This is a genomic window from Streptococcus sp. cx1, assembly GCF_052384325.1.
Lineage (GTDB): Bacteria > Bacillota > Bacilli > Lactobacillales > Streptococcaceae > Streptococcus > Streptococcus salivarius_G.
Genome location: NZ_JBQSUN010000006.1, coordinates 120,250 through 146,453 on the forward strand (window position 1 = coordinate 120,250; position 26,204 = coordinate 146,453).

Consider the following 26,204-nt stretch of genomic DNA (forward strand, 5'->3'; position numbering starts at 1 on the left):
TAGATTTCTCTAAAAACGCATACAAAGGCGTTTTATCTAACAAAGGTTCGGTATTTTTCACTAATATAATACTTTGAAGGCTGAAATTTCTGCTTCTTTTTGCTAAAATAGAACTATCTGTAGTTTTATTACAATAGCCCTAACTGGGCTTAGCATCTTATTTTTTTAAAGGAGTCACCATCGTCATGGTACATCAAAAAGCAAACCCACAATTGAAATTGTTCTCGCTCAGCTCAAACCCAGAAATTGCTGAAAAAATTGCTGAGGCTACTGGATTGCCACTTGGTAAAGTATCTTCACGTCAATTTTCTGACGGTGAAATCATGATCAACATTGAAGAGTCTGTTCGTGGGGACGATATCTATATCATCCAATCTACTAGCAACCCTGTTAACGACCACCTTTGGGAATTGCTCATCATGATTGATGCCTGCAAACGTGCCAGTGCTAACTCTGTCAACGTTGTTATGCCTTACTTTGGTTATGCACGTCAAGACCGTATCGCTGCGTCACGTGAACCCATCACTGCTAAATTGATTGCCAATATGCTAGTTAAAGCTGGTGTCAATCGTCTCTTGACGCTTGACCTTCACGCTGTCCAAGTTCAAGGATTCTTCGATATCCCAGTAGATAACCTCTTCACAATGCCTTTGTTTGCTGAATACTACAACAAAAAAAGATTCACAGGAAGTGATGTTGTCGTTGTTAGCCCTAAAAATTCGGGTGTTAAACGTGCTCGTAGCTTGGCGGACTACCTTGATGCACCAATCGCTATCATTGACTACGCCCAAGATGATTCAGAACGTGAAGAAGGCTACATCATCGGTGAGGTTGAAGGAAAAACAGCAATCTTGGTTGATGATATCCTTAACACTGGTAAAACGTTTGCTGAAGCTGCTAAAATCCTTGAACGTGGTGGCGTTAAAGACATCTATGCAGTAGCTAGTCACGGTCTCTTTGCAGGAGGTGCTGCTGAAGTCCTCAACGCTGCCCCAATTAAAGAAATCTTGGTGACAGATTCAGTTGCAACTAAAGAAAAAGTTCCTACAAACGTTAAATACATTTCAGCAAGTAAGCTAATCGCTAACGCTACTACTCGTATTTTCGAACGTCAACCACTTAGCCCACTCTTTGCTTACACTGCAAACGAGGACTAAGCTATGGTTTATTTGGACAACGCAGCAACAACTCCTTTAAATACTGCTGCTATTTCAGCTATGACACATGTCATGACTGAAACCTTTGGGAATCCATCCAGCCTCCATGCTTACGGTCGACAGGCTTCTAAGGAACTTCGTGAAGCCCGTGAAGAAATGGCCAAACACTTTGAAGTCCCTGCTCGTAAGCTTATTTTCACTTCTGGAGGGACTGAAGGAAACAATACAGCTATCAAAGGTTACGCCCTAGCCAATCAATCTAAAGGTAAGCACCTGATTACAACTGCTATTGAACACCACTCTGTCCTTCACACTATGGCCTACTTGGAAGAGCGTTTTGGTTTTGAAGTAACCTATATTCAGCCAGAAAATCAAGTCATTACTGCCCAACAAATCGCTGATGCCTTACGTGACGATACCATTCTGGTTTCTGTTATGTATGCTAATAATGAGACTGGCCAATTACTTCCTATTAAGGAAATTGGTGACTTGCTTGCCAATCACCAAGCTGCCTTCCACGTCGATGCCGTTCAGGTAGCAGGAAAGCTTCCTATTCACCCAGAGGAACTTGGAGCCGATTTTCTCTCTATTAGTGCCCATAAATTCCACGGACCTAAAGGTGTCGGCTTGCTCTATCATAACGATTTGCATTTTGACAACCTACTCCATGGTGGCGAGCAAGAAGAAAAACGCCGTGCTAGTACTGAAAACTTGGTCGGGATTGCAGGTATGACCGCTGCTTACAAACAAGCTAGCGACCACTACCAAGACAATTATCAGCATGTTAAAAAGATTCGTCAGGCCTTTCTAGATTCCCTTACCATTCCTTATGAAATCAATGGTGGAGGACCTAGCCTACCTCACGTCATCAACATCAGTTTTCCTGATAAGGAAAACGGCCCTCTCTTAACCTTGTTAGACCTAGCAGGCTTTGCTGTCTCAACAGGTTCTGCTTGTACTGCTGGAACTGTTGATCCAAGTCATGTCATCCAGGCCCTCTATGGCAAGGATTCTGACAAGCTAAAAACAGCCATTCGCATTAGTTTATCAGAGGAAAATACCGCTGAAGAACTCCAGGCCCTAGCAGAAAAACTTAATCAAATCATAGGAGACTAACATGGCATTTGAAAAAAGCATTCATTTGACTGACTGTAAGTACCGTTACACCATCAGTCCTAATGTCAAAAAATTCACTCTACGTGATACGACTTTTGTGCAAAATAAAATCGGAAACTACGAGTTGCACCGCCTTCTCGAAAAAGTGCCTAACTCAGGCGAAGGTTTCCCACTCAAAATCACTATTAACAAAGACTTGACCGGCTTCAAATTGTCTATCACAGACAAATCTGGCCTTCGTAACGTTAATATCTTTAAAAATGAAGATCACCACATCTTGCAAGAGAAATTCTACTTCTTGATGCAGAGTTTGGTTGATCGTAACGTTTTCGAGCAAGAAGAAGTCTAAATTTTTTCTTACTACATAGAAATAGCCTATCCATGTGATAGGTTTTTTATATCGCCTCATCTACACTATTTTGTTGCAATCTTCACAAACTTTTCTTAAAATATAGGAGAATCATACTAATTAAAGAAAGGAAAGCGATCAATGACATTTGAGAAAAACATCCCAAACGCCACTGCCAAACGTCTCTCTCTCTACTATCGTATTTTCAAACGATTCCATCGTGAAAATATCGACAAAGCAAGCTCTAAACAAATTGCTGAAGCGATTGGGATTGACCCTGCTACTGTTCGTCGTGACTTCTCCTATTTTGGTGAGCTAGGTCGCCGTGGTTTTGGTTATGACGTAAACAAGCTGATGACATTTTTCGCTGAACTCCTAAATGACAATGCGACTACCAAGGTACTCCTCGTAGGTGTTGGTAATGTCGGGCGTGCCCTCCTCCACTACCGTTTTCAAGAGCGTAACCGCATGCAGCTGGTCATGGCTTTTGATACAGATGATAATGAATTAGTAGGGACACAAACCGAAGATAAGATCCCTATCTATGGTATCTCTCAAATCAAGGAGAAAATCGCTCAAGAAGATATCAAAACAGCCATCCTGACAGTGCCATCAGTTAAGGCCCAGGAGGTGGCTGATCTTTTGGTTGATGCCGGAATTGAAGGCATTCTCTGCTTCTCTCCGGTCAATCTCAATCTCCCACGCCACGTGGTAGTCCAGTACGTAGACCTGACTAGCGAACTACAAACCCTACTCTATTTCATGAAAGAAGAAGAAAAATCAAGGAGAAAGAATGACTAAACCAATTATCGGAATCACAGCCAATGTAAGGCCTAATCCAGCCCATGAAGATATTAACTGGTCCTACGCCCCAACTGGCTTTGTAGAAGGAGTTCAACGAGCCGGAGGCCTAGCAATCCTACTACCCGTATCCGATCCTTCGGAAGCTAAGACCTATATCTCCATGATTGACAAGCTCATCCTTATCGGTGGGCAAAACGTTGACCCTAAATTCTACAATGAAGAAAACCATGCCAGTGAAGACGATTTCTTCCTTGAGCGTGATATCTTTGAAATGGCGCTCATCGAGGAAGCCACTAAGCAGAAGAAACCTATCTTTTCAATCTGTCGTGGTACCCAACTCATGAATGTCGCACTAGGTGGTAGTCTCCACCAAGACATCGAGAATCACTGGCAGGACAAGCCTTCTGATTACCTCTACCATGAGATGATTGTTGAAGAGGACAGTAAGTTGGCAGAAATTTACGGGCGTGAAACCTCTATCAACTCCTTCCACCACCAAAGTATCAAACACTTGGCCTCTGACCTTCGTGTCATAGCGCGTGACCCTGAGGACAACACTGTCGAAGCCGTTGAGTCAAATACACCAGACCTTCGCTTCCTTGGTGTACAGTGGCACCCAGAGCTTCTCCTAGATAAACGTGAAGAAGACCTCAAACTCTTTGAATACGTCGTTAACGAACTTTAAAAGCAACTGAGACTGCACTCAGTTGCTTTTCTCTTGTCTTTATCACATAGGCTCCATCTAAAGCTCAAAATCCTCCCTCTCCTCTCGAAAGGAATAATAGGTCGATTTGCCAACAATCAGATGATCAAGCAAACAAATCCCCAAATCATCACAAGACCGCTTAATCTTTTGCGTAAAATCAATATCATTGCGACTCGGATAGGCCTCACCTGACGGATGATTGTGAACCACAATCAAGGACGTTGCCATCAGATGACAAGCATAATGCAAAATCTCACGTGGCTCGGCAATCGAACGTCGAACACCACCAATAAAGACCGTCTTTTGCTGAATAATACGATTCTGCGTATCCAAATAGATAGCCACCAGATGCTCCTGAGGCTTGTCCCCAATATCCAACATCATACGACGGGCCACCTGCTGACTGGACATAATCTGCTCGGAACGAGCCAACTCAGCCTTCTCAATCCGCTTAGCCAACTCCACCATAGCCTTCAGCTCAATAGACTTCACACGCCCAATACCAGGAATCTCCTGAAGCTCATTCAGGGACAAGCGAGACAAATCCGCCAAACTCGTCATCCCTTTCAAAATACGATTAGCCATAGATAAGACCGACTCAGACTTGGTCCCTGTTCGCAGCACTATCGCCAACAACTCCTGGTCCGATAAAACCTCTGCACCCTTCTGTAAGAGTCGCTCACGAGGCAAAAGTCCCGACTCCTCAGATACAATACTATACATAAGAAAAAACCTCCTACTTACCTATTCGTAAGTGGGAGGGGGATAATTACTATTTCATAGTATTTTTACTACTCTTGGATGTAAATCTACGTTTTATTCTTCTCAAAATATACTTCACAGCAGTTCCTGGACCTACAATAATATATTTGAGAGCACCTTTTATACCACCGATATTATCAAAATTAATATAGGTATTTGGTAAAGTATCAGGTCGGATATTTAACACAACATTATCTACAAAAGGCGTAATATAGATATCGTTTTTTGCAATCGCATAATCATAACGTCTTGCCCATGCGAGGTAAACTAGAATACGCTCAATTGAATGCAAAATGGTATGTTGAGGAATTGGTTCTGCTGGGATTTCTTCATCTTGCAAATCAAGGTCAAACAACGGTTTCAAAGCATCATATTTAAACCAAATAAATGTTCCATAACTCATGATAAAAGTATTCATCTTATCAAAGTCAATTTCTCGACCAAGATTCATACGCTCCCATAAATCATTCATTCCTTCGGCAAAACGATTCTCATTCCAAGGATCCACAATTTTAGTATAACGGAAGAAAGTTGGAATATCAGCAATTACAAGCCCTAACCTATCATCACGTTCTAGATTTGCAATAATATTATCAGCAGGTTGAATTAACATTGAGAAAAGTTCATTTCGCCATGAATCTCCAACCCAATAAGGGTATTCTGGTGATTTTTTCGTATGGAAATGTCCAATATAATCATAAGCAGAAAGTTCATCTTTCAACTTAAGCATTGGAATAACATCACGTCCACGATTCCCAGTAATAAAGATTCGAGCTACTTTTCCATTCTTATCAAGGATAGACTGAATCTCTTCCTTCTTCTCTTCAGAATCCGTTGTTAAGAAGAGGTCATAAGTAAAGTGAAAATTCTCAAATTGCTTCAAAAAGTCTTCGAGTAAGTCGACATAGTAGGTGTGAAGATGTACAGCAATTTTTTTAGTGTCTGAATATGTCTCTGAGCTTTCCTCAATGACTTTGCGATCAAGTAAATAAGGTGGAGTCGGTAAACTCATATCCGACATGTGTGACAAAATGAATTCTACCGGATAGTCCGTTCTATTCTCAATTTCCTTAAGCAAATAAGGTGCAAGGTGCTGGGTTAAATCAAATGTCTTAACCTTAATAAATGGAACCCCTGCATCAAGCAAAACATGAGGATAATGAATTGTAAAATTACTATGGAAAAACTTATCATTTAGTGGAATCGTATTAAGAATCGATTCATACTTAAATCCAGCATCCATAAACTTCTTGGTATAAAGAGTTTCATAATTATCGATTACCTTTTGAACATCTTCGAAACTCTCAACTGACTTCCAGAACTTTTGGAAAACACTAGATTCAACTAAACGTTTTTTAAATGAAATAAAGTAAGATTGCAAATGTTCATGAATATAAATATCACCAGCCTTGATTCCTTGATGATTAGTCATACCCCAAAAATCTACATTTGGGTTTGATTCATATTTATCATAGATTGGTGCCATATCCCATAGAGGACCAAAACAGGTATCATTCATAACAGTGACAGAATCATACTGTTTCAAGTTATCAAATCCAACAAATTCCATACCATCATGCCAAGCAGCAAAATCGTAACCCTTATTCTCACGTTGGATAAAATCATCAATCAAGTGTTTATCACGAAGCTTTTGTACTTCACTTTCACTAAGACGACTATTTGAAATAAAAACCAATTTATCAAACAAGGGTCTCATATGTTCAAGTTGATAAAATACATGTCGACTAATATGATCATATTTATTGAAATGAACATAAAGCAATAGACGTTTCATTTACTTCTCCTAAAGAAATTAATAATTTTAGTTGGTATTGTCCATCTTCTCGAAGTAACAACACTGTTATATTGGATTTGTAAGTCATCATATAAACTCTGTATACGATTCAACTCACTTTGAAAATCTTGATTTTCTTTCTTCAAGACTTCAATATACTCATTTTGGTCATGAGAAATCTGTGATACCTGATTTAGTTTCAAATTCAAGTCTTCTATCTGACGGTCTTTTTTAAAAACTAAGATATCCAAATCACGATCCTTAACGAGGGCCAAGTGTGAAATTCTTTGAATATCCTGATCTGGATACTTGTTGAGATATTTAATTTGAGAATCTAAGATACCAGTGAACCGCCTTTCAGCAGTCTCCAATGTCATAGGTTTTGAATCAGATCCCAAATTCATACGATATACAGTAGTGGAATCACTCAAAAAAGAAATTTTAGTGCGTTTGAATAATTCAAGTTGCAACTCAAATGTATCGTCTGCAGCTGTATCGCTAATTTGAGCAGATACATCTTGCATAAGAGCGGTATCAACCACCCAGGTTGAAGCCATTGTCATTCCTTTCATGACAAGCATCTCTTCGTAAGAATCAATCAAAGGAAGTGCCTTATTAGCAAAGGCATCTTTTTGGATAAGATTTCCGTCTAGGTCTACCATGTCAAATTCGGTATTTGACCATAGTGAATCCGTTGAAGCATCTAGCAAATCAACTTGCTTTTGAAGTTTTAATGGGTCCGTCCAAAAATCATCACTATCACATCTCGCGATGTATTGACCCTTAGCTTCTTGGCAAACTTTTTTCCATGTTCTAGTAATGCCAAGATTCACTTCATTACGAAAAGTTCTAACTTTTTCAGGAAACTTTTTTTGATACTCTTGAATAATCTCATACGAATGATCTGTTGAAGCATCATCAATGATAATAATCTCAAAATCAAAATTAGTTTTCTGATTGAGAAAGCTATCTATAGCCTCTCGTACCCAATCCCCCTTATTATAATTGGTACAAATAATCGATACTTTCATTCAAACTTCCCTTTTTTCTCTTAAGAAAAACTCCACTTCCCATTTCTTTGAATAATACCAGTTGCAGAATCTTTAGCTGACTCGTCATCTTCATCAATATCATCCCTATTTAGAACAATAACTGGAATCTCATCAGCTGGAAGAAAGGCTAGAACTTGGTTATTCGCATCCCTTACAGTAATTTCGAGTTTTAACTTAATATCGTTTAGCCCTGCCAGTGAACACTGATAGTTTACTTTAACATCACCCTTGCCACTTGTTAAATTATCCATCGTATTATCATTGTAAATCCAAATATTACGATCAATATCTGTAAATGAGATAGCAATATAAGTAGGCACATCTTCTAGCAGAGTATACATCAAATCAAATGAAATTGGTTCATTTGGTGTCGCTCTCTTAGAAGACAATAGTGATAACTTCAGATTTTCCACAACTGAACCACTTCTTTCAATTCCTGATTGTTCTGAAGTGATTACTTGTTCTGTATTGTCAAAACTATATTGATTGGCAACGTCTCTAGGCTCGCCTTTGGCTTTAATGTATCCGTCCTCAATCAAAATAGCCTTGTTACAGTACTTCTTAACAGCTCCCATATCATGGGTTACAAGAATTGTTGTTTTCCCTGATTTCTTACGTTCCATAAAGTAGTCATTACACTTACGTTGGAAGGCTTCATCACCTACTGCAAGAACCTCGTCAAGGATAAGAACATCACCCTGTGCCTTGATAGCCACAGAGAAAGCCAAACGGACCTGCATACCAGACGAGTAGTTCTTGAGTTTTTGGTTCATGAAATCTTCAAGCTCTGCGAACTCAACAATCTCATCATACATGGCATCAACTTCTGCCGTCGTAAAGCCAAGCATGGCTCCGTTCATATAAACATTCTCACGTCCAGTTAATTCAGGGTTGAAACCGACACCAAGTTCAATAAATGAAACCATTTTGCCATTTACGGTAACCGTCCCTTGTTCAGGAACATAAATTTGAGAAATAATCTTCAATAATGTTGATTTCCCTGAACCATTTCGTCCCACGATTCCGAAGAAATCACCTTCCTCAACTTCGAAGTCAATGTCTTTCAAGACATGTTGTTCTTTATAGCCTTTGATTCCTTTAAACCTATTTACTAGGGCAGTTCTAAGACTTTGAGTAGACTCAACCGGTAATTTGAAAAACTTACTTACATGGTCCACTTTAACTGCAATTTTCTTTTCTGTCATTAGAGAATCTCCGCGAATTTTTTAGCTTGATGATGGAAAATGTAGTAACCAATAGCAAAGATAACAAGTGGTAGGAAATACGGAATGATAGCAATAGCCTTATGTCCAATTAAATCCCAACCACGTAAGCTACCTGAGAAGACAATAAAATGTCGCAAGTCCTGAATAATTTGTGCTAAAGGATTCAACATCATCAGTTTTGCAATCTTAACTTGTCCACGTTGCAAAATAAATGTCAATGAATAGATAATGGGTGTCGCATACATACCAGCTTGCATAACTACTTCCCAAATCGGACCAATGTCACGGTACTTAACAAAGAGCGTTGCTAAGACAAAGGCAATACCAGCTGAGAAAAGGAAAAGTTCCGCAAATAATGGAATAACTGTCAACCATCCAACTGAAAAATTAACACCGTTTACCAAGGCAAAAACAAAGACAACAAGTAGGTTGATAATATAGTTAATTGAAGCCCCAACAACAGATGAAATGACGATAATCTCTTTCGAAAAATTCAATTTTCGTAACAAGTCACCCCTTGATACAATTGACATCATACCCATACTCGTCGCTTCTGAAAAGAAACTCCATGTAACCATACCAATTAAGAGGCCAATAGCGTAATGCGGTGTTCCGTCGTCAAAACGCAAGAAGCGAACAAACACTAGGTACATGATTGTAAAGAGCATAAGTGGTTTCAAAATAGACCACAAATGACCGATTAAACTACCTTGATAGCGCAATTTGAAATCGGTTTTAACCATTTCTCGTAACAAAATACGATTTTTCTGACTAAAAAAGTCTAACATCTTTCTCTCCTCTATATGCAAACTTTGTAAGAATCAATGTCGTAAACACAGTTGTGTGAAAAGCTCTATTTTTTCGATAACCGTATTTTCGGATACGTGCTAAACGTTCTCTAAATGGAGCATCCATAATTGTCACAAAGTTTTCAATGATTTCCTTATTCTGTGAACTTAACGGGAGTTCTAACAAATTTCTAGCCTGATCTTGACTAGCTTTGATAAGACTCCAATATTTGGCAAAAAGGATATGGGGTCTAACCCAATTTTTCATCCGCTTTCGCAAAGTTCGGGCGCCAAGGACATTACTGCTATGCTGACGATAAAGCTCGGTTGGCTCATCAATATAGACTAAGTTACCAAAGGCAGAAGCTAGCAAACCCAGATACCAGTCATGCATCAGTAAATCATGCTTTTCCTCACCAGTCCATAGTTCTGCTAAAGCATGGTTTATCATAGCAACGCCACCAGTAACTGTATTTTCAGTCAACTCTTGAATCAGCTCAGTATTCGCATGGTCAGACTGAGTACGAATCATACTCTCATGCAGGACAGATAAATTTTCATCCACTACCTTTAAATCTGTGTAAATGAGTAAAGGTTTATCCTGAGAATACTTTTTGGCTTCTGCCACTTGAAGTGAGATTTTTTCAGGAAGCCAAAAATCATCCTGATCACTGAAACAGTATAGGTCTGCCTCCCCATGCTTAAGTAAGGCATGGAAACTTTTGATTACACCAACGTTTTCAACATGATTCTCATTGATAAAGTGAATACGTGAATCTCGTGCAGCCAGTTGTTTAATAATTTCAACTGTCCCATCAGATGAACCATCGTCACGTATGAGAAGTTTCCACTCTTGATAGGTTTGCTCTTGGATACTCTTCACTTGTTCTGCTAAATACTGCTCACCATTGTAGGTTGACAGTAAGATATTTACTTTCATGATAAAAATAACTCCTCGTACTCACCTACAATTTTTTTCCAAGTAAAGTTCTGTTCCATGTTCTCCTTAGCTAACTTTCCTAGTTCAGAGTAATCTAAAACACCATCTACTTGATCAATCAAATAGGACAGATTGCCCTCATCTTTTTTCCAATAACAAGCTGTATCTTGAGCTACTGACCGGTTAAATGAGACGCCTAATACTAAATTCAAATCAGTTTGTGCCATAGCTTCCAGTAAGCCAGGGTTGGTTCCTCCAACTTCATGACCATGAATATAAGCAAAGGCTTCTTTGCGAATATATTTTAATAGGTCTTGATCATAAACTGTTCCAACAAACTTCACACGTGGATCCGTATCAAACTGTGTTTTAGAACGCAATTCCTCAAAATAAGCATTGCCCTCATGATTACAAATAATAATTAAATCACGTTTTGTTGAGGAACTCATAAACTCACGAATGGCCGTTTCATAGTTATTTTCTGGAACAAAACGACCAAGAATCAAATAATAGTTTTTCTCGTAAGTGTTCCACGTCTTGTAAATATCTCTAACTTTAGCATCCTGATTTGTAAGTCTTGTCGGTGATAAGTCTGTTCCATAAGCAATATAAGTTGTCTTAGACCACGGATAGGCATCTTGAATATAAGTTTCAATGCCTGGATTATCCGAGATAACTAAATCAGCATGTCTTGTCATTACTTTCTCAGAGTACTTTAGATAAGCTTGTACTGGCTTGGGCCACTTAGCTCTTTTCCACTCCAAACCATCTGGATTAATGTAGAATTTACCACCAATTTTATGAATCTTAGTAGCAAAGGGAGCCACAAAAGCACCTATAGTATTTCCTAGAACATAGAAAATCGGTTCTTCTATATTTTCCTCATGGATTATCTTCAAAGCGTAATTAATAGCCATCATATCATAGGCAATAACGCGAGCCGGTCCTAATTTCGGTGCCTTAATCGTGAAACAATCTACACCCTTATATTCGAAATGCTCATAGGCCTTTTGATCAGAAAGGCAGGCAACATGGTATTTAACTTGGGATGAAACTTGGTTGGAGACTAATTGATCTACAAATGTCTCAAAACCACCGTATTTTGCTGGAAGTCCACGACTTCCGATAATGAATACGTGTTGCATAAATCCCCTTTCTAACAAGTCTATAATCTAGTCAATTATACCATTTTACAAAGCTTTTGCCTAATGCAAACAGAAAAGCAGCCACTAAGGACTGCTTAAAAAAACTATTTATAAAATGCTAGAAATTCAGTTCTTCACACCGTAATACTGAAGAATTGTCAATACTACTGACATCAATATAAACAGATTGGCAATAACATAAACAAAGTATTCTCGTCTATCAATTGTCTCATCGAAGTCTATGTTATTTTGAGGATAAAATACTCTTGAACAGTTAACAAACAAACCTAATAGGAGTAAAACACCTGTGAAATAACGACCTTGAACACCTGCAAAACTAATATCAGCAGTTTGGCCCCACATAAGATATGAAGTCATTAAAATACCAAATGAAATTCCAATAGCTACAAGTGCAGTACCAATTTTACTAATTTTTGGTAAAGGTAAAGGTTGAGGAAGCATTAAAATAATAGAACTTACAAAGATAAGATAATACCACGAAATATTACCTAAACCATAGGTTAACCAACCGAAAGTAAATAATGACCCCATCTTATTGGGAATCAAGTCAATCCATTCCCGAAGGAAGGTCTTGAAAAAGACGTTAGCATGTGCAATAGTGAATTTTATCTTGTCCACTGGGTTTGCACCATGAGTTACCTTACTTGCATTAATATCACTCGATTGCTTCAACCATAAGAAACTTAATATGGCGGTAACAAAAATTAATAGAGCTGCATAAAGATAGTTCTTCTTAATTGTCATCTTTTCCTTTGGTATAAACAATAATAAGCCCACTAAAAGAACATATGGTAATTTCATCGTTGCTAAAACTAAGCTCAGTGCTGCAAAAATGATCATATCTCTTAAACTTACTTTTTGTTCTCTATTTATCAGATAACAGAACTGTGCTATCAAATAAAACGTTAATGCGTTAACCATTCCATCAGTACTGAAAGAAGCCGCTAAATAAACACACATTGGTAACAAAGCAATGGTGCCAAAAAGAATTTCAAAACCTTTAGCTTTTTTTATAGCAAGACGAGTAATTAAAGCATAACACACTAAATTACAAAAACGACCTAAAATGACTAACCATAGGAGACTAAGTCCTAGAATCCTTGCTATCCAAATACCAATCACTTGAGGAATGTAAGGGATAAATGATGATGCATTGGTAACAATAAAGAGTGAAGAATGTACCTTTTTAAAAGATACCTTTATCTTATCTAAACCAGTTTGTTTTAAAGGAACTTTAAACTCTTTAGTAACCTTACTAACATCATCTGAGACTTTTAAATCCTTGTCTTTTTTCGGTAGATAAGCATGGAAATCTGCTACATATAAGGCACGAGCAAAATGTGCATTCTCATCTGGAATGTCAAGGTTAGGGGAAGAAACAACAAATAAACTTCCTGAAAGTACAATAGCAATGGCTATTTTGTTATAAAATTTCCCTGGTAATAAAATAATGATAGAAAAGAATATACCTGTTACTAATAATAAACTTTTAGGAAGATTTACAAGACTACCACCTAAATATATATATATTACTCCAATTGTAAGCCAAACCAGGATAACCTGCATCCAGTGCTTACGTAAATTTTTCAAAAAATCAGAAGAAACCTCCTGCATTTTTGAAGCAATTAAATCTGTCCGCATTATCACTCAACTACCTTTCAATTTTTTGATAACTGGCCAAACACTAAAACCACCGTATTTTAAGAATTTCAAAAATACAGGGACAACATATGATAGCGATGAATTAATATTTACTTTTTGAACTCCACGTTTAACATACTTATTTTTATCCCAATGTTTTCCAAAATACTTCTCCATAAAGATAATAATATCTTTAAAATCTTGTTTTGTAGCCTCAGGGTAATTTAACAAACGATAAGTATGTCCGACACATAGGTGCTCAATTGCTAAATATTGCAGCTCATCCTTATAGGTTTCGAATTTATCATTAAATAAATCAAATAAATACTTTAATGAATCATAAATATCAAATATATTCGATTTATTAGAATTCATGATAGAGCCGGCAGTATTCACCGTATACTTATATATTGGTATTTGAATATAGCTCACGCTAGAACATAGAGAAGTTATATATGGCATCAAAGCAATATCTTCGTAAATTTTTCCTATAGGAAAACGAAATTTACTTAAGAATTCTGACCTATAAATTCTAGTCCAAGAAGCATGTTTTGTTAATAGGAAATAACGTAGATTCACTTCTTCAGATTCTAACTTCGAATAAAAAGGATTCACATTTAAGTGCTTAAGTAATTTCCCCTCCGAATCAACTAAATCAAAATCAAAGTAAATAACATCACTACCTTTATTCAAAATAAAGTTTTGAATATAATCTGGACAAATAGAATCATCAGGATCAATAAAAGTGACATATTCACTATCACTTACCAAATCAAGCCCTGCATTTCTAGCAGAAGAAACTCCACCATTTTCTTTGTTAAGGAGTTCAATAAATGAAAATCTATTTGAATACTCTTCTATGATTTTTTTAGAATTATCGGTACTTCCATCATTTACACATATTACTCTCAGTGAACATTCTTCAAGTTTATTTTGCTCTACAATACTGTCTAAGCAATTAGAAAGTAAGTTTTCCATATTATATACTGGAATAATTACAGTCAAATCGTAAGTCATTGTCTTCTCTCTTTAATTCTTTCTCTAAAATAAATAATTGAAATACCAAACACATACACAATCATAACTACTAAAAATGCTAATGAAGCACCAAGCATCCCCCACGAATAGATAAATGTCTTAGTAATTAATAAAGTAACAACCAACATTGCAACATAAATAGCAATCAGTAGGTGTTGCTTTCGCATAATGGTAAGGATGTTTTCAAAAATAATCGCGACAGCGTACAAAACTCCAGCTAAAATCAAAATTGTAAATGGTACCTGATAAGATGCTAAATCTAATCCAAAGACTAGTCCTAATACTTGGACTCCTAGTAAATAAGCTAAACAAACTACTAGTAACCCACCACCTATGATATAAAGCAAAAGTTTTTTGATAATCGAATCAAACTTCTCATATTCTTTATCCACATACAAAAAAGCAAGTTGTGTAATCAAAGGACGAACCATTAGAATAATAAGGCTCATGAAAAAGACAGGCATGAAGAGAATATTGAAATCTCTTTGCATTCCTGTTTGTAATACTCCCTCAGATAAACCTCGCTCAATGATTAATTTAGGCTCATTTAAAACATAAAGTAGTATGAAACCGTTCAAGAAAAGTGGGAAGCACTCCTTAAGGATATCCAGAGACTCATGAATCTTCCTTAGGTCAAATACTCCTCTCCAATTAATTGATTCGAAGTGATGAACAAACCTAAACTCATATAATAGAATAAAAAGTCCATTCCAAATGGTCAAAGCTAGCAAGGATGTAATAAGAGATTTTGAAATAAGCAAAGCAAGAAACAAGACCACCGTACTAGTCGAATAACGATAGAACATGGTCTTTCCTGCAATATCCATACGCTCACGTTGTTGAAACAACCCCTGAAAAAGATCAGAGACTGAATCCCAAGCTCGATATAAAATCATCAGAAACGCCATTAAAATAACAGACGAGGTATATCTATTACCCCCTATTATCTTTAAATAAGGTAACAGTGTTACTATCATGGCAAGTATCGTCAGAATGCGGGCTTGAAAGTACGCTCTAAACGAATGCTTCTGCCTTACATCTGTTCCATGATAATTTCGAACTTGAAAAAGACCGATAACTACCCAAAGAGTCCCGATAGACCATACCAAACTAAATTGGTCAGCTAGAGACGCCGAAGTCAATCGAGTAACGATTAAGAGATATAAAACCGATACACCTGAAGCTGCTAAATTTCCCAGCAGATTCCAAAAATATATCGTTTTTGCATCTGGAAGCTGACTTTTTTTACTCATCTTTCCCTCTCAAGGCAATTGTTTGTACTAAGTTTTTGAACTTTGTATCAAGTTTAGACAAGCGAACTGTTAATTGATATTGATTAATCAGTAGAAGGAAAATGATAAAGAGAAAAATAAAGTTTACCGCCGAAACAATTCCTAACGCACTCGCAATAATCTCAGCTAATTTTGGAAAGACGCTAAATATAAGCAATACTACTGAGAAGAAAATCCAAAATAGTGAATCATTAATTTGTACTTGAGATTTTCTAATCCCTCTAAGAATAAAGGTAACTGTCGCTAGAGATACAAAAATTAGAACAATTTGAAACCAAATAGTCATGGAGTCTAGCCTCGCTTTCTAAAGTTTTGAATGAGTAGAATTGACACAAACATATGTGTCATATATTTAATAGAACGAGAAAGAGTCAAATAACTTTCTCCCGCTTGTCTATCTTCCATTCTAACTTGTGCTTCCGCAACTTTTACACCATTACGGATGAGATAAGACACAGTATCTGGCTCTGGACCATAGTTAATATTGAGTGCAAACTCTTTAATTAAATCTTCTGAGAACATTCTCATTCCTGAAGTTGGGTCCTTAATTGTCTTACCAGTGGTAAGTTTAATAGCTGAACTAATTAAGATATTACCTAACATTCGTAAAGAATTTGGTCGTTTCTCTGTAACAAATCGAGAACCAATAACTAAATCAAAGCCATCATTGATTTTTTCTTCCAGACCTTGAATATATTCTGGTAAGTGTTGACCATCTGCATCAAATTGCACCGCTTTTTTATAACCATGCTCATATGCATATCTTAAACCTGTTTGAAAAGCTCCCGCAAGACCGAGATTCACTGGCAAATCAACAATATTGTAATGATTCTCATGGCAAATTTGTGAAGTCTTATCACGAGAGCCATCATTGATAATGACGTAGTCATATTGAGGATAATTTTGAATGATGTTGTTAACAACATTTTCAATCGAGCCTTCTTCGTTATAGGCTGGAATAATAATAAGTAAATCTGACATTTTTATACGTAGTTTCTCCTGAAAACTCTATTAAAAAGGTCAGTCAAATATATTCAAATCTATTTAACTGACCTTGATTCTTATTTCACTTCTTGTTTGTAAAACTCTTTCAAAGCATCTTGCCATGTTGGAATGACAAATCCTGTAGCCTTAGCCTTAGCCAAACTCATTGTTGAGTTAAGTGGGCGTTTAGCTTTAGCTGGGAATTGGCTTGAATCAACAGGTTTCACTTCAACATCAGTATCTTTGAGGATTTCAACCGCAAAGTCATACCAAGTTGTATCTTCTGCTGCATCATTTGACAAGTGATAGTAACCATATTCCTTACGGTTTTCAGCCAAATAAGTCATGAACTCTGCCAAAGTACGTGTCCAAGTCGGGCGACCATGTTGGTCATTAACAACTGTAAGTGTTTTGTGAGTTTTAGCAAGGTTTTGCATAGTGAAGACAAAGTTCTTACCATAGTTACCGAACACCCACGCAGTACGGATAATGTAGTAGTTAGTCACATGTTTTTCGACTAACTCTTCACCCATGCGTTTTGTACGACCATACTCTGTCTGTGGATCTGGTTTGTCATCAACTTCCCACTCTTGACCGACTGGTTTTTCACCATCGAAAACGTAGTCTGTTGAAATATAAACTAGCGTTGCACCATGTTTTTCAGCAGCCTTAGCGACATTTTCAGTACCTGTCACGTTGATAGCATAGTCAAGCTCTTTACCTTCATCTTCAGCAGCATCAACAGCTGTGTAAGCAGCACAGTGATAAACCAAGGTTGGTTTTACTTCCGCAAAAACTTCATCTACTTTGGCAGCATCAGTGATGTCCATTTCTGCCACATCTACTGCTACATATTCTTCGTTACGTTCATCAAGAAGGTGACGAAGCTCAGTTCCAAGTTGACCATTTGCACCTGTTACTAGAATCATATTTTTCTCCTTGTAATTTTCATTAATAGCACTTTAATTTTATCAAAAAAAGCAGAAAAAATCTGCTTTCATAAATAATTCTATACAACAAATTTATTTGTATAAATAGCTGGTTATCTTCACCCTTTTTCTTTAATAACATAAACCGGTCGTTTCTTGGTTTCTAGGAAAATCTTTGAAATATAGTTCCCGATGATTCCCAAGGCTAGGAGTTGGATTCCTCCAATAAAGAGGATGATTGAGACAAGGCTTGCCCAGCCTGCAACACTCCCACCTATAGTTAGTTTTCGGATAACGACAAAGACAATTCCAACCAAGGAGATTAAGAATGAGAAGGTTCCTGCCCATGTGGCAAGCTTCAAGGGTACTTCTGAGAAGTTGATAAAGCCATCAAGTGAGTAACTCAATAGGCTCCAGAAAGACCAAGAAGTCTCTCCCGCCACACGTTCACGATTTTCATAAGAGACGTAGGCCACGTCAAAGCCAACCCAAGAAAAGAGGCCTTTTGAAAAGCGATTGACTTCCTTGAGCTCAAGGATGGCATCAACGACTTGACGAGTCATCAAGCGGAAATCACGTGCCCCATCCACCATTTCAGTATCAGAAACTTTATTAATCAACCAATAGAAGGCCTTAGCAAAGAGTGAACGAATAGGTGGCTCACCCTTGCGGTCAGCACGTCGTGTCCCCACAACGTCGTAACCTTCTTGGATTTTGGCATACATCTCGATGAGCAGTTCAGGTGGATCTTGAAGATCGGCATCCATAACTGTGATATAGTCGCCTTGGGCTGCCTCAAGTCCTGCAAGTAAGCCCGCTTCCTTCCCAAAATTACGAGAGAAAGAGAGATAGTGAACATTTTCAAATTGCTTTGAAACTTGTCTCAAAACTTCCAAGGTGCGATCTTTTGAACCGTCATTGACAAAGTAATAGTTGAAAGTCAACTGATTGGCCATTTGTCGTTCAACTGCCTGACAAGCCTCTAAAAAAGGATGAATAGTCTCTTCCTCGTTATAACAAGGAACAACGATAGCCAGTGTTTTCATAAGATTTCTCCTAACGAATACCTAGGGCGATACGGGCATAACGACTCATCTTTTCGATAGTCCATGCTGGTGACCAGACCAATTTAACCTCTGTCTTAGTGACTTCTGGCACTTCTTTCATAGCGTCATAAATTTGGTCTGTCAAAAGGTCTGCCAGTGGGCATCCCATAGTCGTCAAGGTCATATCGATTTCAGTATAGCCATCTTGCTGGAAACGGATATCGTAAATAAGGCCAAGGTTGACAATATCAATCCCCAACTCAGGGTCAATAACCATTTCTAAAGCTTCCAAGATACGATCCTTGATTTTTTCAATTTCTGCTTCAGTGTATTTTACTTCAGACATAGCTTTTCCTCCAAAATCAGGGCCTAATAATCAGGCCCCTTCCATTTACTATCTTAGTCTTCAATAAAGTCTTTAAGTTGTTTACTACGGCTTGGGTGGCGCAATTTACGAAGGGCTTTAGCTTCAATCTGACGAATACGTTCGCGAGTGACGTTGAAGACTTTACCAACATCTTCCAAAGTACGCATCTTCCCATCATCAAGACCGAAACGAAGACGAAGAACATTCTCTTCACGGTCTGTAAGAGTATCAAGCACTTCATCCAATTGTTCACGAAGAACCACACGAGTTGTGTAATCTACTGGATTTTCAATAACTTCATCCTCGATAAAGTCACCCAAATGGCTATCATCTTCTTCACCGATAGGTGTTTCTAGAGAAACTGGCTCTTGAGCAATCTTAAGGATTTCACGAACCTTATCTGGAGTCATATCCATACGTTCAGCGATTTGCTCAGGTGTTGGGTCTTGTCCCAACTCTTGCAAGAGGTTACGTTGCTCACGCACCAATTTATTAATAGTTTCAACCATGTGAACTGGGATACGGATGGTACGTGCTTGGTCTGCGATGGCACGTGTGATCGCTTGACGGATCCACCATGTCGCATAAGTTGAGAATTTGAAGCCTTTAGAGTAGTCAAATTTATCAACGGCTTTCATAAGCCCCATGTTACCTTCTTGAATCAAGTCCAAGAACTGCATACCACGTCCTACATAGCGTTTAGCGATTGAGACTACCAAACGAAGGTTGGCTTCTGCCAAACGTTGTTTAGCTTCCAAGTCACCATTTTCAACAGCGATAGCCAATTCTTTTTCCTCTTCGTTACTCAAGAGAGGAACTACCCCAATCTCTTTGAGGTACATACGAACAGGGTCATTGACCTTAGCTGAGTTTGAACCAAGAAGTTCCTCATCTGTCAACTCTTCTGGTTTTGGGGCTTCAACAACATATTTAGATGAAGGATTTCCGTCCTTATCAGTGATAGAGATACCACCGTCTGTCAAACGTTCCAAAAGGTCATCAATCCCATCAGCATCAAGAACAAATGGGATAACTAGTTTTTCTGTGACTTCATCATCAATTGCTGTACCAGCCTTTTTGTGGTTACGGATGAAATCAGCGACTTGAACGTTAAATGCTGTATTTTGTTTTTTCTTTGCCATGTGTTACTCCATATCTCGTTTTTGGTCGATGAGCATTTGCAGCGCTTCTACCGCTGCAGCCACATCACCGTGGTTACTTGATTCTCTTATTTGTTTACTTTGCCTACGGAAGTCCTGTTCCCTCAGAAAATGATTTCTACGCTCTTCAATAGCCTGGACTTCCTCTAAACTGGTTTCAGGTGGCAAAATCTCCTCTAAAACCTGATAATAGGCTGTTTGCACCTCTTGAGAAAGTACAGACAAGGCCACTGTATCGATTTGACCATCTTGCTTCAGAATATGATAGAGCTCCTCTAACTCAGGTGTTTCGAAGAAAAACTCCTCTCTCATGCGATAGTCATTCAAAATCATCGGATGATTTAACATGCGATGGAAGAGTTGATTTTCCGCTCGACGAAGACCTGTAATCTTAGGTGTAGAAGGTAGTTTGACCGTCCCTCTGAATCCTGATGCTGAAGACTCATAAGCACTATTACTAGCAGCCGATAATTGAGCCGTCTGCTGATTCCTCATAGTCAATCGTTCGTTATTGACCGCTTGCTCGACTTGGAAAAAATCAAAGTCTGGCAAAAGGTCAGCCACCTTAGAAATGTAGGAATTTTGTGCCGTCACAGAAGGGGACTTGGCAATAATCTTAGCAATCTGCTCGACATAGGCAATCTCTGCTTGAAGATTGTCTACATTGGCAGGCTTGAGCTGTCCTATCCAAAATTCCACATCTGAAATGCGGGATTCGACCAAGAGTTTACCCAAAGCCTCTTCAGATGTTTTCTGTAGATATTCATCAGGATCCATATTATCTGGAATTTTAACAATATCTACTTGAAAATCCGATAAAAGCTCAAGAGACTTGGCAATCGCATTTTGCCCAGCCTTATCACCATCATAGGTAAGAACAATTTTCTTGGTTAACTTACGAAGACGACTGACATGCTCAGGGGTCAAAGCCGTTCCCATAGAAGCCACTGCATTAACATGCCCAGCCCTATAGGCCGCAATGACATCCATAAACCCCTCCATCAGATAGACCTCATGGGTTTTCTGAATCACTGGCTTAGCCTGATCGAGGTGGTAGAGTTCATAGGACTTATTGAAAATACGAGTAGCCCTTGTATTTTTGTACTTGGCTTGTCCTTTTTCAATATCTTCCTTAGTCCAAACACGCCCAGAAAAACCGATAGTCTTTCCAAACTCATTCTTAAGCGGAAACATGATTCGATTCTTAAAAGTATCGAAAAGACGATTACTTTCAGAAAGATTAAAAAGACCTGATTCTGTCAGTACCTCTTCGTCATATTTTTTTGATACAGACTGATAGAGATAATCTGGTTCGTCAGGGGCTAGACCAATCTGGAAGGTCTTAAGTAAATCGTCAGTCATACCACGCTCATAGAGGTAGGCACGCGCTGCTTCTCCTATCTTGGTCGTCATCAGGACTGCGTGATAAAACTTAAGCGCATCCTCATGAAGATCATAGAAGGCTTGATTAGGAGAATTCTGTTGCTGAGCCTGTCTTGGTGCGTCTATCCTAACTGCAATACCTAAGCGGTCTGCCAGAACCTTAACACTTTCTTGGAAAGAAATCTGACGGTATTCCTCTAAAAATTTAAAGACATCCCCAGACTTTCCGCAACCAAAACAATGGTAAAACTGTCTGTCCTCAATAACATTAAATGAGGGGGTTTTCTCCTTATGGAAGGGGCAGAGACCCAGGTAATTGCGACCTGCACGATTAAGACTGACAACTTCGCCAATCACGTCGACGATGTTGGTACTGCTCTTAATATCTTCTATTAAAGCTTTATCAATCACCATCTGATCGCCCCCTATCTTACCATAATTGCATTACCCCTAATTATAACACGATGAAAAATGAAAGTAAAATAAAATCAATTTTTCATGAGCAAATCTCTTGTCAAGATTTACAAAATCGGATAAACTATTAAAAGTAAATAAAAGAAAGGATTCATTGTCAAAATGATTAAAGAACTTAAAGACTTTTTGTTCAAGGGTAACGTCCTTGATCTTGCTGTAGCCGTTGTTATGGGGGCTGCTTTCAACGCTATCATCACTTCACTTGTTGGTGATATCATCACACCACTTATCCTTAACCCAGTTGTTAAGGCCGCTAACGTTGAAAACCTCTCTAAATTGTCATGGAACGGTATCGCATACGGTAGCTTCTTGAGCGCAGTTATCAACTTCATCATCGTTGGTACTACTCTCTTCTTCGTTGTTAAAGCTGCTAGCAAAGCAACTGCTCTTAGCAAAAAAGAAGCTGAAGATGCTGCTGAAGCAGCAGGTCCATCACAAGAAGAATTGCTTACTGAAATCCGCGACCTTCTTGCAAACAAATAATCTTTATTTGTTCAACTAAAGACATATGAAACTTAAGACGTCTGAAATCTCAGACGTCTTATTTTTTGTATCTCATACCTACTAACCGACTTCTTTATTCGATGAAAAGAAAAAAACTTGAGAAGACTCAAGCTTTTTTCTGTTAATTTCATTCTTAATTAGAATTTTTTACGTTTGCGAGCTGCCTCTGATTTACGTTTACGTTTTACAGAAGGTTTTTCGTAATGTTCACGTTTACGAGCCTCTTGAAGAGTACCAGCTTTAGTCACAGAACGTTTGAAACGACGAAGAGCGTCGTCAAGTGATTCGTTTTTACGTACTACTGTTTTTGACATTGAATTCACCTCCTCAAGATAATGTAACATTTTACACGTTCTATTCAAGTATACAAGACTCGCCTTTTTCTGTCAAGAAATATATTTAAGTTTAGGAATTTTTGCTATTACAGTTGACTTCTAAGTCTACTAAAACTATCCAAGTTTTTTCCTATACAAAAACTAGAGGAGGCATCTCCCCTAGCTACTGATTTATTCAACTGCTGTGTATTTAGAAGCATCCTTGATGTACTCGTCGTAAGTACCATCTGCTTTCAATTTCTTGACGACTTTGTTGACTACTTCTTTCAATCTTTCGTTGCCTTTAGCCATAGCGACTGCTTTTGCATCGCCATCATCAACTTTGAGGGCAACGCTTGCCAAAGCCAAATCTGAATTTTGTGCCACGTAACCTTCTGCTACTGGTTTTTCAAGGTCAACAGCATCAACTTGGCCAGATTTCACCTCGTTAATCGCCTCACCCATTGCTGTAAGTGATACGACTGTTGAATCTTTCAATTGTTTCTTAGCAAGGCCTTCTTCAATGGTACCTTTTTGAACTGCTACTTTCTTACCTTTGAAAGCATCAAGACTTGAGTAAGTAGACTCTTGATCTTTGCGAACGATGATAGCATTTTGTGTTTCGTAGTAAGGATATGAGAAATCAAAGGTTTTCTTACGTTCGTCTGTTACTGAGATACCTGAAATAGCAAGATCAGCCTTACCTGATTGAAGGCTAGAAAGGACATTGTCAAAGCTCATTGTTGTAACTTCAAGCTTAACACCGAGTTCATCAGCGATAGCTTGTGCCAACTTGATATCTGAACCAACTACTTGGTCTTTACCATCTACCAAAGTTTTGAACTCAAATGGAGCATAGTCTGGGCTGACAGCCACGACAAGTTTTTTATTTTCTTTAATGGATAAGTAAGCATCCTTTTTTGACCCACAAGCTACTAAAGTCACAGTAGCAAGGAGAGCCATAGCCCCAAGGAAAAGTTTTTTCATTTTCATAAGAAACTCCTGTATAAATATAATTTTTCGCTTGTTATTTTACTTAAAATTAGTAGCATTGTCAACATTTATTAAGAAATTGCGACAGTTTTTCCAAGCCCTTTTGAAGGACCTCCTTATCGCAACAATAACCAATGCGGACATGCGACTCCTTGTCAAAACGGTTACCTGGAACCACAAGCACACCGTACTCCTGAAGAAGCTCTAAGGCGAACTCTTCAATGGGACGGTCAACATCTAATTTGACGAAGGAAGTTGACACACTGGCAGGACGAATCCAGCTAGCCTTAGGCTCTTTGGCAATCCACACGTCCATAAGAGCTAGATTTTCCTCTACAATCTGACGATTACGTTCCAAGATGGCTTCTTTATTTTCTAAAACAAGGGTAGCCACCATATCGTCGAAGACACCTGCACAAATCATTGTGTAATCGCGGTAGTCCCGCAGAATGTCTGCCACCTCAGTATTAGAAGCTACCCAACCAACTCGAATACCAGGAATCGAATAGGTCTTTGACAGACTATTGACGGCAATGCCCCTTTCATACAAATCCACAATAGAAGGCGTAGGCTGGTCAAAACTGAGATAGACCTCATCTGAGAAGATATAGGCGTCTACTTCTTTAGCGATAGCCACCAGCTCCTCGAGGTAAGCAGCGTCCATAAGGGCACCGGTAGGATTGTTGGCGTTGTTAATACAGATCATCTTGGTATTAGGGCGAATCAGACGACGGAGTTGGTCCAAATCAGGCAACCAGCCCTTGTCCTCTTCAACCTCCCAGAGATCCACGTCTGCCCCTAGCGACTTAGGAATGTCATAGAGCTGTTGATAGGTCGGATACATGGAAATGACATGGTCGTCAGGCTCAATAAGAGCGTAAAGAGCTAGCATCGTCGCTCCTGTAGCCCCATTGGTTTGGAGGATATTATCAACCGGCATGTTCTTGTATAAGCTAGCCACTTGAGTCTTGAACTCTGGTGACCCCTCAATCCAGCCGTAATCCATCTTTTTCTTTAGTAGTTGGGCAAAAAAGGCGTCCTTATCAAGGCCTGACAGGTCAAATAATTCTTCCATTGTGAGGGCCTTAATTGAAACTCCTGCGATATCATATATGGCAGATTTTTCATGGACATTAAGCCATTCTTCAACACCAAAACGTGGTAGCTTCATAGTTTCTCCTTGCTTTTCTTAAGCACTCTATACGATGTCATTTGTCTATTTTGACAGACTTACCTACTTTGATAATAACTGTTTTTAACAGAGAATTCAATAAAAAATGGGGGATTGCCCCATTTTAGATTTAAGACTATTTTTGAGACTCTCTTTAGTGGGCAAAGCGAGTGTCAAACGAAACCTTCCACCGTGATAAAAGCACCTGAAATTTACTATTTTCAGGTGCTCGGAAGTTTTAAATTTACTTACTTTGTTTGTAGGTTGATGCTTCTTTCAACCATTGGTCAAATTTTCCAGAGTCCTTAGTCTCTTTGATGACGGCATTGATTTCTTTAAGCAAGTCATCTGAACCCTTACGTGTTGCGACGGCATAAGCATCTGTGCCATCTGACTTGAGATTAAAGTTGGCAAGGGTTAAATCATCATTTTGAGCGATATAACCTTCTGCAATGGCCTTCTCAAGTACAACTGCTTGAAGCTGACCTGACTTGAGTTCGTTAATCATTTCACCATTTGAAGACAGTGATACGACACTTGCCTTAGGGATTTGTTTCTTAGCAACGGTTTCTTGGACAGACCCTTTTTGCGTACCGACCGTTTGTTTTGCGAGACTATCAGTGCTTGTGTAGTCATTTACCTTGTCTTTTTTGACAATCACTACATTTTCTGACGTATAGTAGCTGTCAGAAAAATCATAAACCTTCTTACGTTCGTCTGTCACCGAAATCCCTGCAATGGCGATATCGGCTTTACCACTTTGCACGTTAGCAAGAACATTATCAAAAGACATCACTGAAAATTCAACCTTTACACCAAGTTTTTCACCGATAGCTTTGGCCAATTCGATATCTGCTCCAACCAGCGTATCTTTGCCGTTAACCAACGATTTGAACTCAAAAGGCGCAAATTCAGATTCTGTTGCCACGACAATTTTCTTCTTTTCCTTAATCGTTTTGGGACTTACTCCCTGACTTCCGCTACAAGCAACTAGAAAGCACGTGGCGACTAGAGCTGTAAGGATAAACCAAACTTTCTTCATATAAT

Annotated in this window: 27 protein-coding genes; 6 read left to right on the top strand and 21 right to left on the bottom strand. The window is 38.5% G+C overall.

The features are described from left to right. The first annotated feature begins 185 nt into the window (after positions 1 to 185). The 5 genes from ACT170_RS08915 (at position 186) to ACT170_RS08935 (ending at position 4,111) form a co-directional block, all read left to right on the top strand. Entirely contained in the window at positions 186 to 1,157 is a 972-nt protein-coding gene (locus tag ACT170_RS08915; RefSeq protein ID WP_444818228.1) for a ribose-phosphate diphosphokinase, read from the top strand. Between the two features lie 3 nt (positions 1,158 to 1,160). Beyond that, the gene (locus ACT170_RS08920) at positions 1,161 to 2,273 is read left to right on the top strand and encodes a cysteine desulfurase family protein (RefSeq protein WP_211180694.1); all 1,113 of its coding nucleotides are present in this window, start codon (positions 1,161 to 1,163) and stop codon (positions 2,271 to 2,273) included. 1 nt (position 2,274) lies between these two features. Beyond that, positions 2,275 to 2,622 (top strand): DUF1831 domain-containing protein, encoded by a 348-nt coding sequence (locus ACT170_RS08925; protein ID WP_002884733.1) that lies wholly within the window; start codon positions 2,275 to 2,277, stop codon positions 2,620 to 2,622. Between the two features lie 141 nt (positions 2,623 to 2,763). Continuing rightward, positions 2,764 to 3,423: a redox-sensing transcriptional repressor Rex gene (locus ACT170_RS08930; protein ID WP_444818229.1), complete on the top strand. Its 660-nt coding sequence runs from the start codon at positions 2,764 to 2,766 to the stop codon at positions 3,421 to 3,423. Next, positions 3,416 to 4,111: a gamma-glutamyl-gamma-aminobutyrate hydrolase family protein gene (locus tag ACT170_RS08935; protein WP_038676526.1), complete on the top strand. Its 696-nt coding sequence runs from the start codon at positions 3,416 to 3,418 to the stop codon at positions 4,109 to 4,111. The genes ACT170_RS08930 and ACT170_RS08935 overlap by 8 nt, the downstream gene beginning before the upstream one ends. A 57-nt stretch (positions 4,112 to 4,168) precedes the next feature. Here ACT170_RS08935 and radC read toward each other — a convergent pair whose 3' ends face one another. The 17 genes from radC to dnaG form a co-directional block, all read right to left on the bottom strand. Then, positions 4,169 to 4,855, bottom strand: a complete 687-nt coding sequence (gene radC, locus ACT170_RS08940; protein WP_049545259.1) for a RadC family protein — start codon at positions 4,853 to 4,855, stop codon at positions 4,169 to 4,171. A 49-nt stretch (positions 4,856 to 4,904) separates the two neighbouring features. Further along, entirely contained in the window at positions 4,905 to 6,689 is a 1,785-nt protein-coding gene (locus ACT170_RS08945) for a rhamnan synthesis F family protein (protein ID WP_037611837.1), read from the bottom strand. Then, positions 6,686 to 7,720 carry a glycosyltransferase family 2 protein gene (locus ACT170_RS08950; protein ID WP_037611839.1) on the bottom strand — a complete coding sequence of 345 codons (1,035 nt, stop codon included), beginning with the start codon at positions 7,718 to 7,720 and terminating at the stop codon, positions 6,686 to 6,688. The genes ACT170_RS08945 and ACT170_RS08950 overlap by 4 nt, the downstream gene beginning before the upstream one ends. Before the next feature lie 20 nt (positions 7,721 to 7,740). Then, positions 7,741 to 8,946, bottom strand: coding sequence for an ABC transporter ATP-binding protein (locus ACT170_RS08955; protein WP_037611840.1), 1,206 nt, complete (start codon positions 8,944 to 8,946; stop codon positions 7,741 to 7,743). Beyond that, complete coding sequence (locus ACT170_RS08960; protein WP_037611841.1) at positions 8,946 to 9,755, bottom strand: ABC transporter permease; 810 nt, start codon at positions 9,753 to 9,755, stop codon at positions 8,946 to 8,948. The genes ACT170_RS08955 and ACT170_RS08960 overlap by 1 nt, the downstream gene beginning before the upstream one ends. Continuing rightward, positions 9,739 to 10,695 (bottom strand): glycosyltransferase family 2 protein, encoded by a 957-nt coding sequence (locus ACT170_RS08965; RefSeq protein WP_038676534.1) that lies wholly within the window; start codon positions 10,693 to 10,695, stop codon positions 9,739 to 9,741. The genes ACT170_RS08960 and ACT170_RS08965 overlap by 17 nt, the downstream gene beginning before the upstream one ends. Then, positions 10,692 to 11,840, bottom strand: a complete 1,149-nt coding sequence (cps2T, locus tag ACT170_RS08970) for a beta 1-4 rhamnosyltransferase Cps2T (RefSeq protein ID WP_037611845.1) — start codon at positions 11,838 to 11,840, stop codon at positions 10,692 to 10,694. The genes ACT170_RS08965 and cps2T overlap by 4 nt, the downstream gene beginning before the upstream one ends. Positions 11,841 to 11,966: 126 nt before the next feature. Continuing rightward, positions 11,967 to 13,502: a DUF2142 domain-containing protein gene (locus tag ACT170_RS08975; protein WP_037611953.1), complete on the bottom strand. Its 1,536-nt coding sequence runs from the start codon at positions 13,500 to 13,502 to the stop codon at positions 11,967 to 11,969. Between the two features lie 6 nt (positions 13,503 to 13,508). Beyond that, the gene (locus ACT170_RS08980; protein WP_037611847.1) at positions 13,509 to 14,519 is read right to left on the bottom strand and encodes a glycosyltransferase; all 1,011 of its coding nucleotides are present in this window, start codon (positions 14,517 to 14,519) and stop codon (positions 13,509 to 13,511) included. Beyond that, positions 14,516 to 15,793, bottom strand: coding sequence for a lipopolysaccharide biosynthesis protein (locus ACT170_RS08985; RefSeq protein ID WP_037611848.1), 1,278 nt, complete (start codon positions 15,791 to 15,793; stop codon positions 14,516 to 14,518). The genes ACT170_RS08980 and ACT170_RS08985 overlap by 4 nt, the downstream gene beginning before the upstream one ends. Further along, complete coding sequence (locus ACT170_RS08990; protein ID WP_037611849.1) at positions 15,786 to 16,118, bottom strand: DUF2304 domain-containing protein; 333 nt, start codon at positions 16,116 to 16,118, stop codon at positions 15,786 to 15,788. Before ACT170_RS08990 ends, ACT170_RS08985 begins: the two co-directional genes overlap by 8 nt. Before the next feature lie 5 nt (positions 16,119 to 16,123). Further along, positions 16,124 to 16,819: a glycosyltransferase family 2 protein gene (locus ACT170_RS08995; protein WP_173018418.1), complete on the bottom strand. Its 696-nt coding sequence runs from the start codon at positions 16,817 to 16,819 to the stop codon at positions 16,124 to 16,126. Positions 16,820 to 16,893: 74 nt separating this feature from the next. Further along, entirely contained in the window at positions 16,894 to 17,745 is an 852-nt protein-coding gene (gene rfbD, locus ACT170_RS09000; protein ID WP_002884247.1) for a dTDP-4-dehydrorhamnose reductase, read from the bottom strand. A gap of 119 nt (positions 17,746 to 17,864) precedes the next feature. Then, complete coding sequence (locus ACT170_RS09005) at positions 17,865 to 18,791, bottom strand: glycosyltransferase family 2 protein (protein WP_444818230.1); 927 nt, start codon at positions 18,789 to 18,791, stop codon at positions 17,865 to 17,867. Positions 18,792 to 18,801: 10 nt separating this feature from the next. Next, positions 18,802 to 19,137, bottom strand: a complete 336-nt coding sequence (locus ACT170_RS09010; protein WP_037602920.1) for a metal-sulfur cluster assembly factor — start codon at positions 19,135 to 19,137, stop codon at positions 18,802 to 18,804. 53 nt (positions 19,138 to 19,190) lie between these two features. Further along, on the bottom strand, positions 19,191 to 20,300 hold the full coding sequence (gene rpoD, locus ACT170_RS09015; protein WP_002884252.1) for an RNA polymerase sigma factor RpoD: 1,110 nt from the start codon (positions 20,298 to 20,300) through the stop codon (positions 19,191 to 19,193). A 3-nt stretch (positions 20,301 to 20,303) separates the two neighbouring features. Continuing rightward, positions 20,304 to 22,115 carry a DNA primase gene (dnaG, locus tag ACT170_RS09020; RefSeq protein WP_444818231.1) on the bottom strand — a complete coding sequence of 604 codons (1,812 nt, stop codon included), beginning with the start codon at positions 22,113 to 22,115 and terminating at the stop codon, positions 20,304 to 20,306. Positions 22,116 to 22,277: 162 nt separating this feature from the next. Here dnaG and mscL point away from each other — a divergent pair, with 162 nt between their 5' ends. Then, the gene (gene mscL, locus ACT170_RS09025; protein WP_037601679.1) at positions 22,278 to 22,658 is read left to right on the top strand and encodes a large conductance mechanosensitive channel protein MscL; all 381 of its coding nucleotides are present in this window, start codon (positions 22,278 to 22,280) and stop codon (positions 22,656 to 22,658) included. A gap of 158 nt (positions 22,659 to 22,816) precedes the next feature. On the opposite strand, the gene rpsU is transcribed toward mscL, so the two are convergent. From rpsU to ACT170_RS09045, 4 genes are all read right to left on the bottom strand, one after another. Further along, positions 22,817 to 22,993, bottom strand: a complete 177-nt coding sequence (gene rpsU / locus ACT170_RS09030; RefSeq protein ID WP_002884573.1) for a 30S ribosomal protein S21 — start codon at positions 22,991 to 22,993, stop codon at positions 22,817 to 22,819. 192 nt (positions 22,994 to 23,185) lie between these two features. Then, positions 23,186 to 23,980 (bottom strand): transporter substrate-binding domain-containing protein, encoded by a 795-nt coding sequence (locus tag ACT170_RS09035; RefSeq protein ID WP_037601831.1) that lies wholly within the window; start codon positions 23,978 to 23,980, stop codon positions 23,186 to 23,188. Between the two features lie 67 nt (positions 23,981 to 24,047). After that, positions 24,048 to 25,157, bottom strand: coding sequence for an aminotransferase (locus ACT170_RS09040; protein WP_070476731.1), 1,110 nt, complete (start codon positions 25,155 to 25,157; stop codon positions 24,048 to 24,050). 244 nt (positions 25,158 to 25,401) lie between these two features. Beyond that, positions 25,402 to 26,199, bottom strand: a complete 798-nt coding sequence (locus tag ACT170_RS09045; protein WP_037601673.1) for a transporter substrate-binding domain-containing protein — start codon at positions 26,197 to 26,199, stop codon at positions 25,402 to 25,404. Between the last annotated feature and the right edge of the window lie 5 nt (positions 26,200 to 26,204).